At 48.9% G+C, this 13,618-nt stretch carries 15 protein-coding genes; 9 read left to right on the top strand and 6 right to left on the bottom strand.

Features of this window, described 5'->3' with window-relative positions; all coding sequences use genetic code 11:
- Positions 1–12: 12 nt before the first annotated feature.
- Positions 13–2,205 carry a GTP diphosphokinase gene (relA, locus tag MJX74_RS14705; protein WP_240223585.1) on the top strand — a complete coding sequence of 731 codons (2,193 nt, stop codon included), beginning with the start codon at positions 13–15 and terminating at the stop codon, positions 2,203–2,205.
- Between the two features lie 32 nt (positions 2,206–2,237).
- Complete coding sequence (gene mazG, locus MJX74_RS14700; RefSeq protein WP_240223584.1) at positions 2,238–3,011, top strand: nucleoside triphosphate pyrophosphohydrolase; 774 nt, start codon at positions 2,238–2,240, stop codon at positions 3,009–3,011.
- A 47-nt stretch (positions 3,012–3,058) separates the two neighbouring features.
- Here the strand turns inward: mazG and MJX74_RS14695 are convergent, their stop codons facing one another.
- Complete coding sequence (locus MJX74_RS14695) at positions 3,059–3,439, bottom strand: HPF/RaiA family ribosome-associated protein (protein ID WP_240223583.1); 381 nt, start codon at positions 3,437–3,439, stop codon at positions 3,059–3,061.
- A gap of 468 nt (positions 3,440–3,907) precedes the next feature.
- On the opposite strand from MJX74_RS14695, the gene MJX74_RS14690 reads away from it, so the two are divergent.
- Both MJX74_RS14690 and eno read left to right on the top strand, forming a co-directional pair.
- Positions 3,908–5,545 (top strand): CTP synthase, encoded by a 1,638-nt coding sequence (locus tag MJX74_RS14690; protein ID WP_240223582.1) that lies wholly within the window; start codon positions 3,908–3,910, stop codon positions 5,543–5,545.
- A gap of 60 nt (positions 5,546–5,605) precedes the next feature.
- On the top strand, positions 5,606–6,898 hold the full coding sequence (eno, locus tag MJX74_RS14685; protein WP_240223581.1) for a phosphopyruvate hydratase: 1,293 nt from the start codon (positions 5,606–5,608) through the stop codon (positions 6,896–6,898).
- Between the two features lie 110 nt (positions 6,899–7,008).
- Here eno and MJX74_RS14680 read toward each other — a convergent pair whose 3' ends face one another.
- Positions 7,009–7,236, bottom strand: coding sequence for a DUF2789 domain-containing protein (locus tag MJX74_RS14680; protein WP_240223578.1), 228 nt, complete (start codon positions 7,234–7,236; stop codon positions 7,009–7,011).
- 167 nt (positions 7,237–7,403) lie between these two features.
- On the opposite strand from MJX74_RS14680, the gene MJX74_RS14675 reads away from it, so the two are divergent.
- Positions 7,404–8,045, top strand: a complete 642-nt coding sequence (locus tag MJX74_RS14675) for a GNAT family N-acetyltransferase (RefSeq protein WP_240223576.1) — start codon at positions 7,404–7,406, stop codon at positions 8,043–8,045.
- A 40-nt stretch (positions 8,046–8,085) separates the two neighbouring features.
- On the opposite strand, the gene MJX74_RS14670 is transcribed toward MJX74_RS14675, so the two are convergent.
- Positions 8,086–8,385 carry a DUF3301 domain-containing protein gene (locus MJX74_RS14670; RefSeq protein WP_092793101.1) on the bottom strand — a complete coding sequence of 100 codons (300 nt, stop codon included), beginning with the start codon at positions 8,383–8,385 and terminating at the stop codon, positions 8,086–8,088.
- 109 nt (positions 8,386–8,494) lie between these two features.
- On the opposite strand from MJX74_RS14670, the gene MJX74_RS14665 reads away from it, so the two are divergent.
- Genes MJX74_RS14665 through MJX74_RS14655 form a run of 3 tightly spaced genes read left to right on the top strand, consistent with a single transcriptional unit; the run spans position 8,495 to position 10,064 of the window.
- Entirely contained in the window at positions 8,495–8,815 is a 321-nt protein-coding gene (locus tag MJX74_RS14665; RefSeq protein ID WP_240223575.1) for a YqcC family protein, read from the top strand.
- A complete protein-coding gene (gene truC / locus MJX74_RS14660) occupies positions 8,812–9,618 on the top strand; it encodes a tRNA pseudouridine(65) synthase TruC (protein WP_240223572.1) in 807 nt (268 codons plus the stop codon). The genes MJX74_RS14665 and truC overlap by 4 nt, the downstream gene beginning before the upstream one ends.
- Positions 9,606–10,064, top strand: coding sequence for a flavodoxin (locus MJX74_RS14655; RefSeq protein WP_240223570.1), 459 nt, complete (start codon positions 9,606–9,608; stop codon positions 10,062–10,064). The genes truC and MJX74_RS14655 overlap by 13 nt, the downstream gene beginning before the upstream one ends.
- Positions 10,065–10,084: 20 nt before the next feature.
- On the opposite strand, the gene gdhA is transcribed toward MJX74_RS14655, so the two are convergent.
- The gene (gene gdhA / locus MJX74_RS14650; RefSeq protein ID WP_240223568.1) at positions 10,085–11,437 is read right to left on the bottom strand and encodes an NADP-specific glutamate dehydrogenase; all 1,353 of its coding nucleotides are present in this window, start codon (positions 11,435–11,437) and stop codon (positions 10,085–10,087) included.
- Positions 11,438–11,555: 118 nt separating this feature from the next.
- On the bottom strand, positions 11,556–12,317 hold the full coding sequence (gene cysZ / locus MJX74_RS14645; RefSeq protein ID WP_240223566.1) for a sulfate transporter CysZ: 762 nt from the start codon (positions 12,315–12,317) through the stop codon (positions 11,556–11,558).
- 211 nt (positions 12,318–12,528) lie between these two features.
- Here cysZ and MJX74_RS14640 point away from each other — a divergent pair, with 211 nt between their 5' ends.
- On the top strand, positions 12,529–12,723 hold the full coding sequence (locus MJX74_RS14640; protein ID WP_068232402.1) for a hypothetical protein: 195 nt from the start codon (positions 12,529–12,531) through the stop codon (positions 12,721–12,723).
- A 63-nt stretch (positions 12,724–12,786) separates the two neighbouring features.
- Here the strand turns inward: MJX74_RS14640 and dapD are convergent, their stop codons facing one another.
- Positions 12,787–13,611, bottom strand: coding sequence for a 2,3,4,5-tetrahydropyridine-2,6-dicarboxylate N-succinyltransferase (gene dapD / locus MJX74_RS14635; RefSeq protein ID WP_240223564.1), 825 nt, complete (start codon positions 13,609–13,611; stop codon positions 12,787–12,789).
- Positions 13,612–13,618: the final 7 nt, after the last annotated feature.

The following is a 13,618-nucleotide window of genomic DNA, read 5'->3' as shown; positions in this document are numbered from 1 at the left end:
AGGGAACAGCACATGGTAAGGGTTCGCCAGTCGCACAGCACTGATTACAACAGTGGTGAAACGCTGGAATGGTTATGCTCACTGGGGCTGACTGAGAAAAAGATCAGCAGTTTAATGGCTGCGGCCGAGTGGCTGAAGCAGCATCAACTGGTAGAGCCGATACTGGCTGTGCGCACCGGCTGGGAAATGGTCGAAATTCTGGCTGAGCTGCGAATGGACAGCGACTCTTTGCTTGCTGCTTTATTATTCCCGTTACTGGAAGCCGGGTTGGTCAGCCTTGAACAGCTGGAACCTGCGTTTCCGTCCAATGTATTAATCATGCTGCGCGCAGTACAGCAGATGGAAGCTATCCGTAGTATTCCTACCGGGCCTAATCAGAGTGTCAACCCACAGCAGGCTGATAACCTGCGCCGTATGTTGCTGGCAATGGTAGAAGATGTGCGTGCCGTAGTAATTAAACTGGCGGCGCAAATTTGTTACCTGCGTGAGGTGAAGAATGCCGACGAAGAAACCCGGGTACTGGCCGCCAAAGAAACCAACGCGATTTTTGCCCCGCTGGCCAACCGCTTAGGTATAGGCCAGATCAAATGGGAGCTGGAAGACTTTGCGTTTCGGTATTTGCATCCGCAACTGTACAAACAAATTGCCAGTTTACTGGAAGAAAAACGCCTTGACCGCGAACAGTATATGCAGGACTTTGTCGCCTCAGTGCGACAAAAAATGGCTGATGCCAATCTGGCAGTAGAAGTATACGGCCGGCCCAAACATATCTTCAGTATCTGGAAAAAAATGCAGAAAAAACAGCTGGCCTTTGACCAGCTGTATGATATCCGTGCGGTGCGCATTGTTACTGACAGAGTGCAGGACTGCTACGGTGCCTTGGGTATAGTGCATACCAGTTGGCGCCATTTGCCAAAAGAGTTTGATGATTATATTGCCACACCCAAACAAAACGGCTATCAGTCGATTCATACCGTGGTGCTGGGGCCGCAAGGCCGGGCGGTAGAGATTCAGATCCGCACGCGGCAGATGCACGAAGATTCAGAACTGGGCGTAGCGGCACACTGGCGTTATAAAGAGGGCGCAGTAGCCGGTAAAGACGGTGCCAATGACGAGAAAATTGGCTGGCTGCGTAAATTACTGCAATGGCAGGAAGATGTGGTCGACAGCAGCGATTTAGCCGAAGAGCTGCGTAACCAGGTGATTGAAGATCGTGTTTATGTCTTTACCCCCAAAGGCGATATCGTCGATTTACCTATGGGCTCAACACCGCTGGATTTTGCTTATTATGTGCATTCTAACGTAGGCCATCGCTGTATTGGCGCCAAGGTATCGGGCCGTATTGTGCCTTTTACCTATCAGATGAAAACCGGCGATCAGGTAGAAATTCTTACCGGCCGCGAGCCTAATCCCAGCCGTGATTGGCTAAACCCGCATTTGGGTTATTTAAAATCCAGCCGCGCCCGCTCAAAAGTACAGTATTGGTTTCGCCTGCAAGACCGTGATAAAAATCTCGCGGCCGGTAAAGAGCTGCTTGATACCGAACTAACGCGGCTGAATCTGGTGATGGAGTATCCGGCCAAAGTGCTGTCCCGGTTTAATGTTAACAGTATGGACGAGCTGCTGGTAGGCATTGGCGGCGGCGAAATTAAAGTGACTCAGGTAGTACACTTTATTCAAAGCCAGTATGTAAAAGAAGAGCCGGAAATTGATCCGCGTTTAATTACCAAACCGTTGCCCTCTACCAAAGCGAAAAGCGATGTAGTGGTGCAAGGCGTGGGCAACCTGTTGACGCATATGGCCGGTTGCTGCCATCCGCTGCCGGGTGATGCCATTATCGGCTACATTACCCAGGGCCGCGGTATCGCTATTCACCGTGATGACTGCGACCAGTTTAAAACGTTGCAGGACAGCCACCCCGAGCGGGTGGTAGATGCCACCTGGGGCGATAAATATGCTTCTGGTTACGAGGTGGATATCCGCATAGTAGCGCACGATCGTAACGGTTTGCTGCGTGACATCACCAGCATTTTGGCCAATGAAAAAGCCAACGTGACCAAGATGAGTAGCAGCTCGGATATTAAAGCGCAAACTGCGGTAATTAATATGACGATGGAGTTGTATAATCTTGACTCGCTTAACAAGTTATTAAGTAAAATCAGCCAGATAGATGATGTGGTGGAAGCCAAGCGCTTTCATCATTAATCCGTAGCAGTAAAAAATATAAAGAGAGTAGTGTGTCAGATAATATTACCCGCCTGCTGGGCATTATGAGCCGCTTGCGCGACCCGCAAAGCGGTTGCCCGTGGGATTTAAAACAAAGCTACGCCACTATAGTGCCGTATACCCTGGAAGAGGCCTATGAAGTAGCCGACGCCATAGCGCGTGAGAGCTTTGACGAGTTAAAAGACGAGTTGGGTGATTTACTGTTTCAGGTGGTGTTTTACGCCCAGATAGCCAAAGAAGAAGGCCGGTTTGGCTTTGATGATTGCGTTGCGGCTATTTGTGACAAACTGGAGCGGCGCCACCCGCATATTTTCAGCGATGTGACTGCAGAAGATGCTGACACTGTACTTAGAAACTGGGAAGCACTAAAAAGTAATGAGCGTAAAGATAACGGCCAGCACAGTGTGTTGGATAATGTTCCGCAGGCGATGCCGGCATTAAGCCGGGCTTACAAGCTGCAAAAACGCTGTGCTAATGTTGGTTTTGACTGGCCCAATGTTGAAGGCTGCTGGGATAAAGTAAAAGAAGAAATCCTTGAAGTAGAGCAAACCGAAGTGGGTAGCGCTGAACTGAGCGAAGAGCTGGGTGATTTAATGTTCGCACTGGTTAACGTAGTGCGTAAACATAAACTTGACCCTGAAGCAGTGCTGCGTGCCGCCAACAGCAAATTTGAACGCCGCTTTCGCGCGGTAGAGCAGGCGCTTGCAGTGCAGGGTAAAAGCCCCGAGCAATCAAACTTAGATGAGATGGAAGCGTTGTGGCAGAAAGTGAAGAGCAACGAATAAGTAATGCGTAGCCGATAAATATATGGCTACGCATTATTTTCCAATAATTAATTTACTTCGTCAGGTTCCACCGCGTCAGACTCGGTAAAGTCAGCTTTGCCAGAGCGGGCGTGTTTGTCGCGTAACTTGCCGACCAATGAGCTGAGTTTACGCTGCATTTTATCTGCGGCACCGGTTACTGCTTGGCCCACAGTAGCGGCATGTTCTGTAATCGCCACTGGCTCCAACCCTTCAGGACGAGCTTCCAGCAGGCAACGTTTATCATTACCATCGTGCTTGGTATTGCCGTTTTCGTCACTTAAGTGCACTTCAATCCGAGTCAGATGATCGACAAAACGGCTCAGTTTAGTTTGCAGTGTATCGCGGATAAATTCAGCTAAGCGCTCGTCTGACTGAATATGGCGGTCTGTGTGAACTTGAATTTGCATAGGCTACTCCTGTTGTTGACTCTGAGGCGGGATATATAATTTACAGACCCCGCCAACGTCGAATGGTTTCCATCTGCTACTACTTATCTGGAGACTGTGAGCTGCACACTCAAGGGGAGGGGGCTAAAAATTTCTGTTGCAAGGCAATTGTTGGTTGAATGCAAATACAGTGAGAATCGGCTTGCTCTAAACCAACCGTTGCAGGCCAGGATGGCCGAATCGAGCCCCCAGGGACGGGTTCACGGAGTGTTGGTGTGAGCAAACCGGTTCGTATCGGAGAAAGATAACTGACTAAATCACGTTAGCCCGCAGCTTTACGTTGAGTGCCGTTGCGCGCTTTGCTATACTTTCCTCCCGTCCTGATACCAATTCTTGAACAACCGTTGTACCCCAGTGTTTACGCACCGGGCGCTTGGTTTTTTTCTGTTTTGGTATTCATCTATTGATTAACATTGTCTCAGGGGTCTCATGACTACAAGATATATCTTTGTGACGGGTGGCGTGGTTTCCTCCTTAGGTAAAGGCATTGCTGCAGCATCACTGGCAGCTATTCTGGAAGCGCGTGGCCTTAAGGTCACCATCCTCAAACTTGACCCCTACATTAACGTTGACCCGGGCACCATGAGCCCTATTCAGCACGGCGAAGTATTCGTTACCGAAGACGGTGCTGAAACCGACCTTGATCTTGGCCACTACGAGCGCTTTATCCGCACTAAGATGACCAAGCGCAATAACTTTACCCAGGGCCGTATTTACGCCGATGTATTGCGCCGTGAGCGCCGCGGCGATTACCTGGGCGCCACTATTCAGGTTATTCCGCACATTACCAACGAAATTAAAAGCCGCGTAGTCGCCGGTGCTGAAGGCTACGATATTGCTATCGTTGAAATTGGAGGCACGGTTGGTGACATTGAATCGCTGCCGTTTTTGGAAGCTATCCGCCAGTTAGGCACCGAAGTGGGCCGCGAGCGCACACTGTATATGCACCTGACGCTGGTGCCTTACCTGGGCACGGCCGGTGAGATTAAAACCAAGCCAACCCAGCATTCGGTAAAAGAGCTGCGCTCTATCGGTATTCAGCCGGATATTCTGGTATGCCGCTCAGATCGTGCAATTCCATCCAACGAGCGCGCCAAAATAGCGCTGTTTACCAATGTCGAAGAAAAAGCCGTTATTTCGTTAAAAGACGTCTCCAGTATTTACCAAATTCCGGCGCTGTTAAAATCACAAGGGCTGGACGATTTAGTTTGCCGCCGTTTTTATATTGAAGCGCCGGAAGCCGACCTGGTTGAATGGGAACAGGTGCTGTACCAGGAGTCGAACCCTACCGGCGAAATTACCATCGGCATGGTAGGTAAATATGTTGAATTACCTGATGCGTATAAATCAGTAAACGAAGCACTGGGTCATGCCGGGCTGAAAAATCGTGTTAGCGTGCATATTAAATACATTGACTCACAAGATGTTGAAAGTAAAGGCGTTGGCATTTTAGCCGGGCTGGACGGCATTTTAGTGCCGGGTGGCTTTGGTGAGCGCGGTGTCGAGGGAAAAGTATTAGCGGCGCAATATGCCCGCGAGCACAAAGTACCGTACCTGGGTATCTGTTTAGGTATGCAAGTGGCACTGATTGAATTTGCCCGTAATGTGGTAGGCATGAGCCATGCGCACTCCACTGAATTTAACAAAGATACACCTTACCCGGTAGTAGGTTTAATTACCGAATGGCGCGATGCCGACGGCTTAGTGGAAACCCGTTCAGATAAGTCTGACTTGGGTGGCACCATGCGTCTTGGTAGCCAGAACTGTAACCTTATAGACAATACTAAAGCCCGCGAAATTTACGGCAAAGCGGTTATTCAGGAGCGGCATCGTCACCGTTATGAAGTGAATAACAACTTACGGCCGCAATTAGAAGAGGCAGGATTAGTGGTATCGGGTTTATCGGCCGACAACCAGCTGGTGGAGATGATAGAAATACCGTCGCACCCGTTCTTTGTGGCCGGGCAATTTCACCCGGAATTTAACTCGACACCACGAGATGGTCATCCGCTGTTTCAGGCCTTTGTCGCAGCCGCGTACAAAGCGCAGAAGCAGCAGCGCGTATAACTTGTGCTAAGCCGTGTCAATTAACACGGCTTTTTCGTTTTAGAACAGGGGATTTAAAGCATGTCTGAAATAGTAAAAATTATCGCCCGCGAAATTATGGATTCACGCGGCAACCCAACAGTAGAGGCTGATGTGTACTTAGCCAGCGGCGCTATGGGCCGTGGTTGTGCCCCATCTGGTGCCTCGACCGGTTCACGCGAAGCGTTAGAACTGCGTGACGGCGACAAAAGCCGTTACTTAGGTAAAGGTGTCACTAAAGCGGTAGCGAATATCGACGGCGCGATTCAGGCGGCGTTAAAAGGCAAAAATGCCTACAACCAGGCTGAGATCGACCAGATCATGATCGATTTAGACGGCACTGAAACCAAAAGTAAGCTCGGTGCCAATGCTATTCTGGCGGTATCATTAGCGGTCGCGCGCGCAGCCGCTGCGGATAAAAAAATCCCGTTATACCAGCACATTGCCGATTTAAACGGCACCTCTGGTGTGTACAGCATGCCGGTACCGATGATGAATATTATCAATGGCGGCGAGCACGCCGATAACAACGTGGATATTCAGGAGTTTATGGTGCAGCCGGTAGGCGCCAAAACCTTCGCCGAAGCGCTGCGCATGGGTGCTGAGATTTTCCACAGCCTGAAAAAAGAGTTGCAAAAGCGCGGCTTAAATACCGCTGTGGGTGATGAAGGCGGTTTTGCGCCGGATTTAAAATCAAACGAAGAAGCGCTGTCGGTTATCGTTGAAGCAGTAAAAGCTGCGGGTTACGAGATGGATAAAGACATCACATTAGCGCTGGACTGTGCCGCCTCTGAGTTTTATAAAGACGGTAAATACGTACTAAGCGGCGAGAATAAGAGCTTTGACTCTTACGGCTTTAACGACTACCTGGCTGGTTTAAGCCAGCGTTATCCTATCTTGTCCATTGAAGATGGTTTGGATGAGAGCGACTGGGATGGCTGGAAAGACTTAACTAACAAAATCGGCAGCAAAGTGCAGCTGGTAGGTGATGATTTATTCGTTACCAACACCAAAATTTTAACCCGCGGCATCGAACAGGGCATTGGTAACTCTATCCTGATCAAGTTTAACCAGATTGGTTCGTTAACCGAAACTCTGGCCGCGATTAAAATGGCCAAAGACGCCGGTTTCACTGCCGTTATTTCACACCGCAGTGGCGAAACCGAAGATGCCTTTATTGCAGATTTAGCCGTAGGCACTGCTGCCGGTCAAATTAAAACCGGCTCACTGTGCCGCTCTGACCGCGTATCTAAATACAACCAGTTACTGCGTATTGAGCAGGAGCTGGGTAGCAAAGCGCCGTACAAAGGCCGCAGTGAAATTAAAGGCCAGTAATTACTGCCAGGTAAGCACTGACTGTTACCCTGTTATCAGACAAAACAAAGCCACCGCTAGGTGGCTTTGTTTTGTCTGCGATACAGCCACGCTGCAGTTATCATGCGGCGTTAATGTAGTAAGGTATTTAGCTCGTCAATAATTTCGCACCACTCGGCGTCTTGTTTAAGCGACTCGCGCAAAAAGCTGGCTTGAGCCTGATTCCAGAATGGCGCATCTTGTATTGCCGTATTAGCAGGCAGTTTATGTTGGCTGACAAACTGCCGTATAGCCTGTTCATCATTGTCTAATCCCAGTTGGGAAAATAAGGTGTGCAAATCATGTTGTGACATATCCATAACTTATCCTTGTGTATTCTGCGGTTATTACAGCATAGCTAGCTGCATAATCTTTTGCTATCCAGTGGTTTTGCTGCAAAGCGGTTATGCTGTAAAACCGCTGCTTGGCAATACAAAGCCTTGCTGCTATTGTGGATAAAAAAACAACAATAACAGGCGGGGAATGTATGTTAGCTGAACTGAACACCGTAGAGTTGGACCGGTTAAAAGCAATTTTACTTAGTGCAGATGAATTAAAACTGGCAGCATCGTTGCTGTATCAGTCTTATCATGATGATCCGCTGTTTATGGAAATTTTTCGCGTCGATAAAACAGATTATGAGCAACGGCTGCGCGCAGCTATACGCGAAGAGTTAAATACCTTTTGGCAGGCAAAGCAGCCAATAATTGGTTTGTTTTCTGCTGAGCAGTTGCTGGGGGTGGCCTGTGTTATTACGCCAGACTCAGGTATTGGCGCCAGCCGGTTGTGGCACTGGCGGCTTAAAATGTTGCTGACAGCCGGCTATGTTTCCACCAAACAATTGCTGGAGAAAGAGCAAAAAATTCATGCTGCCATGCCGGCAGAGCGCTACCATATGCTGGCGTTCATTGCCGTTGCCCCCAAGCAGCAACATTTGGGGTTGGGCCATTACCTTATTCATGCGGTGGATTCTATAGTTGATAAAGATCAACAATCTGCCGGCATTGGTGTCTTTGTTACGCTGGATAAATATAAAGCGTTTTTTGCTGATGATAAATATCAGCCGGTGACCGAACTGGCGTTTAATTCCGTTAGTGGCACGCTGATGTTCCGTTCCCGGCAGCAATAAACCTTACTATTTTGGATACAGCTAAAAGCAAGTTGATCGGCTAATTAATGCGGTAAGCTGGCAGGTTGAACTCGGCCAGCCTCATGCCGCTAAGCAATAATTCTGCCTGATAACGGCTTTCGCCGTCACCGCTGAAATCTACCTGATACGAGGTAATAAAGCGTAAACGGCCATTTATCTTACGAAAACTATGGCCACTGCGGCCACAGTCAAGCATTTGTAGTTGCTGCTGCTGACAAAGCTGGCGCGCCACTACCACTGCGCGTTCATCTTGTTTGCGTTGCAACCAGAAGGCATAACAGATACTGCTGATTATCAACAGTAGTAATACTGGACCCATAGCTAACTCCCGAAAGTATTGGCAGATAATGCTGATTAACTACGCTTTTTACAAGGGCTGGCTGCAGCTTTAGCTTATGTTAAACTGTGCCGCTTATTATGAGGTAGTTATGTCCGACGTGGTTAAAACCCTGCTTATTGAGCTGGAAAGCGAGCTGAAACAGCAACAGCTTTGGAGCGCAGTACCGCCGCAACCGGCTGCCATGGCCAGTACAGTACCGTTTTGTTACGACACTATGGCGCTTGAACAGTGGCTACAATTTATCTTTTTACCGCGGATGCAGGCATTGCTGGATGCCAGGTTAGCCTTACCCAACAAAATCAGTATGCTGCCGGTTGCAACCGAGGCGTTTAAAACACATGGCGTACGTGTGACGCCATTACTTAGTATTATTGCACGTATAGATAGTACCTTGTCGGGTGCGGCATGAGTTCAGCCGAGCCTTTTGTGCTAAATGCACCACTGCGTATTCTGTATCAGGACGAGCATATAGTAGCGATAGATAAACCCAGTGGCATGCTGGTGCATCGCTCATTTCTTGATAAACACGAAACAGTATTTGTTATGCAAACACTGCGCGATCAGATTGGCCAACATGTGTTTCCGGTGCACCGGTTAGACCGGCCCACGTCCGGCGTGTTGGTGTTTGCCTTATCCGGCGAGGTTGCTCGCCTTTTGGGCGCGCAGCAGGAAAAACAGCTGTGGCGTAAGTATTATCTGGCAGTGGTGCGCGGTTTTTTACCGCGGGGTGGTGAGCTGGATTATCCGCTCAAAGAAGAACTGGATAAAATTGCCGACAAATTCAGCCGTGATGATAAAGCGCCGCAGCAGGCTATTAGCCGTTATCAGCCATTACAACAGGTAGAACTGCCAATACCGGTAAGTAAATACCCTGCTGCGCGTTACTCGTTAGTGGCACTGCAACCCTTAACCGGGCGTAAACACCAGCTTCGCCGCCATCTGGCACATTTACGTTATCCGATAGTCGGTGACACCAGCCATGGTGACGGTAAGCATAATGCGCTGTTTAAACAGCACTTTAATTGCCGCCGGTTAATACTAATTGCCAAGCAGCTGCAGTTGCCGCACCCGGTCACGGGGGAAACTTTGCAGTTTAGCGCTGGTCTTAACGAGCTTGAACCGTTGTTTAGCCAATTTGGCTGGCCGGTAGATGAAGCTTATTATCAGCAACAATTTGCTGAGCTTTTTATGGAGGAAAAATGGCCAAAATAGCCCTGATAGTTGGTACCGTCTATGGCGCCGCCCAATATGTTGCTGAAGAAGCTCTGCCGTTATTAACCGGCCTGGGGCATGAGGTAGCGCTGTATGATGAAGCTAAACTGGATGACGTGCTGAGCTTTAATGCCGATATCTGGCTGGTGGTAAGCTCCACCACCGGCCAGGGTGATATACCTGATAATGTATTCCCGTTTTACCTGGATGTACAAAACCGTTTTCCACTGTTAACCGGTAAAAAGTTTGCGGTTATCGCGCTGGGTGACAGCAGTTACGACACCTTTTGTGCTGCCGGGGAGAAGTTCCGCGAGCTGTTGCTGGAAATTCAGGGCACGGAACTGGCGCCAATGCTACGCATTGACGCCGGTGAAACGTTGGAGCCGGAAAGTATTGCCTTGCCGTGGTTGCAACAGCAATTGACGAAGCTTGTCCCGGCTAATTAGAGTTGTAACTGCGTGGCCCGTTAAACGATTCCTTGCTCAATCATTGCATCGGCAACGCGGCGAAAGCCGGCAATATTGGCACCGAGTACCAGATTGCCCGGCTCACCAAACTCGGCCGCTGTATCACGGGCGCGCGTATAAATATTGCGCATAATCAGCTGCAGCTTTTCATCGACCTCCTGAAAGCTCCAGCTTAGCATGCTGGCGTTTTGTGCCATTTCCAGCTGGCTGGTGGCGACACCGCCGGCATTAGCGGCTTTACCTGGGCCATAGGCTAACCCGTGGCGTAAAAATATTGCTACTGCATCTTGAGTTGACGGCATGTTGGCGCCCTCGGAAACGGCTAAACAGCCATTAGCAACCAGTGCTTCGGCATCGGCCTGGGTTAATTCATTCTGCGTGGCACATGGGAAAGCCAAATCGGCTTTATAACGCCATACGGCATGGCCATCTGCTGGATAGTCACTGCAGGGGATATACACTGCTTCCGGATGGTGTTGCAGATAGCTTGTTAGCCTGCCTTGCTCGCGTTCTTTAATTTGTTTCAGGGTGGCTAAATTAATGCCTTCGGCATGATAAAGCGTACCGGCAGAGTCAGAGCAGGTGATGGCAGTTGCGCCTAGTTGGTGTAGTTTTTCTATGGTGTAAATAGCCACATTGCCGGAGCCCGATACCAGACACGTTTTACCTGCAAGTTCCTGTTTGCGGTCTGCCAGCATATAGCTGGCAAAATATACACAACCATAACCGGTCGCTTCTTTACGGCCCAGTGAGCCGCCCCATAAAATACTTTTACCGGTAAAAACGCCGTCAAAGCGGTTAACCAGCTTTTTATATTGGCCAAACATGTAACCTATTTCGCGGGCGCCAACGCCAATATCACCTGCAGGCACATCGGTGGTTGGGCCTATATGGCGATACAATTCGTTAATATACGATTGGCAAAAACGCATGATTTCGCCATCTGATCTACCTTTAGGGTCAAAATTGGCTCCTCCTTTTGCACCGCCAATCGGTAAACCTGTCAGAGCATTTTTAAATACCTGCTCAAAACCAAGAAATTTAATAATGCTTGCATTGACCGACGGATGAAAGCGCAACCCGCCTTTGTATGGTCCCAGCGCTGAGTTAAACTCAACACGATAGCCTTTGTTAACCTGGACCTGGCCATTATCGTCTACCCAGGGTACACGAAACATAATTTGCCGTTCTGGCTCAACCATACGCTCAATAATAGCCTGTTGGCGATACTTAGGCGCATGCTCCAGTATGGCTGTTAAGGAATCCAACACTTCTTCTACCGCCTGATAAAACTCTGCTTGGGCAGGGCTACTGTGCTGCAGCTTAACAATGGTGTCGTGTATATAGGTCATAATGATTTCGACTATGGCTTAATTTATAGCCATAATGATGTTTAGCCGTATAGGTGTCAAGACGTTAATATGGCTTTTAGCTGGCAGTTATCGATGTGCCAGCTGTGGGTTGCAGTACTTAACAGTACTTATCCAGCTTGTTATAGGCTTTAGCGCCCGGTGCTTTCAGTGCAGGGTCGTTTTGTGCTGCCAGTTTATCTACCCACATGGCCGTGGCACCGCATACTGCAATGGGCATCACAAACAGGTTAAACAGCGGGATCATGCAGGCGATATTTACTGTAACGCCAAAAGCGAAGCTGGTGCCGGGCTGGCTGCGTAATTGTGCGCGCATAGTACGAAAATCAATTTTGTGGTTGTCGTATGGATAATCGGCATACTGTATCGCCAGTAACCAGCTGGTAAATAAAAACCATAATACCGGGCCAATCAGAGGCAAAAATAAAAACAGCACAAACAACACTATTGCACGTGGCAGGGCGTAAATAAACTTTTGCCATTCGCGTGCCAGCATCCGCGGTATATCTTTAACAAAACCTGCCAGGCCAGTGTCAGGTATTATCCGGCCAGATAAATGCGCTTCTACTTTCTCGCTTAGCAGGCCATTAAAAGGCGCGGCGATAAAGTTGGCTACCATGGTAAAGCTGTAGGCCAGACCTATTACCAGCGACATCACCCCAAGCGGGATCAGCAGATATTCCAGCCAGTGCAGCCAATCAGGCAGGTACTGTTGCACAGCCGCAACCATAGCACTGACCTGCTGCAATAAAATGTAGAATGCTAAAGAAAACAGTACCAGATTAATCAGCAGTGGGATCAGTACAAAACGCTTCAAACCTTTGGTATGGATCAAAGTTAAACCACGAAAAAAGTAGTACATTAAAACCTCAGCTAGAATACCAGTAACAGCTATGCTGGCAGTATAAGGTGTCAGGCTTAAATTCCGCTGTATTAGCTCAGGTTTTTTGGTAACAGAATATAACGCTGTTAACAGAGTGCTGGCATATCAGCGGGGTTTTTATGCTAGAATGCGCGCAGTTTTTTTGCCGCGGCGCGGTTTAACCGGTTTTAACAGCAACTAAGGGTGATATATGGCGATGTTAGGTTCTGCATTGGTATTTGGAGTAACCACACTGTGTTTACTGGCAGGGTTAACCTGTCTTATTTCGGCCTTGTTGGTACCTGCTGCAGAGGGCTCAGAGAAGCAATTTGAAAAACGCCTCGAGTACAGTATGTTTGCTGCTGTGGGTTTAGTCAGTTTCGCGGTGTTGCTGTATATTGGCTAAAGCGGTTGCAGCGTAATAAAAAACGGCAGGAGTAACCTGCCGTTTTGCTTTTGTAACCGTAAGTTATTCTATGCTGCGCAGCAGGGCGTTAATGCCTACTTTGGCGCGGGTTTGTGCATCGACTTTTTTCACAATAATAGCGGCATATAAGCTGTGGCTGCCGTCTTTTGCCGGGATAGTCCCAGGCACTACCACAGCACCGGCAGGCACCCGGCCATAGCTGATTTCGCCGGTTTCACGGTCATAAATACGCGTGCTCTGGCTGATATACACACCCATTGACAGCACTGCACCTTCTTCAACAATCACGCCTTCAACTACTTCAGAGCGGGCGCCGATAAAGCAGTTATCTTCAATAATGGTCGGGTTAGCCTGCAACGGCTCTAACACGCCTCCAATGCCGACGCCGCCGGATAGATGCACGTTTTTACCAATTTGTGCACAGCTACCTACTGTAGCCCAGGTGTCGACCATAGTGCCTTCGCCGACATAGGCACCAATATTCACATAAGAGGGCATCAGTACCACATTTTTTGCCACATAGCTGCCGCGGCGTACCGCAGCCGGTGGCACTACACGTACACCGTCAGCACGGAATTGCTCATCAGTGTAGCTGGCATATTTCATTGCTACTTTATCAAAAAAGCGGTTTTCGGCGCCGTCCATTACCTGGTTGTCGTTGATACGAAACGACAGCAATACGGCCTTTTTTAGCCACTGATGCACCACCCATTCACCGGCAATTTTTTCTGCCACCCGCGCGCTACCGTTGTCCAGCATACTGATCACGCTGTCAACGGCGTGTTTTACATCAGTGCTGACGTTGGTCGGGGTAATATCGGCGCGTTGTTCAAATGCTTGTTCGATAATGCTTTTTAACTCTGACATTGTCTTT

It is taken from the genome of Rheinheimera hassiensis (genome assembly GCF_022436675.1).
In the GTDB taxonomy this organism is placed as follows: domain Bacteria; phylum Pseudomonadota; class Gammaproteobacteria; order Enterobacterales; family Alteromonadaceae; genus Alishewanella; species Alishewanella hassiensis.
This window is presented reverse-complemented; position numbering and strand designations above follow the sequence as displayed.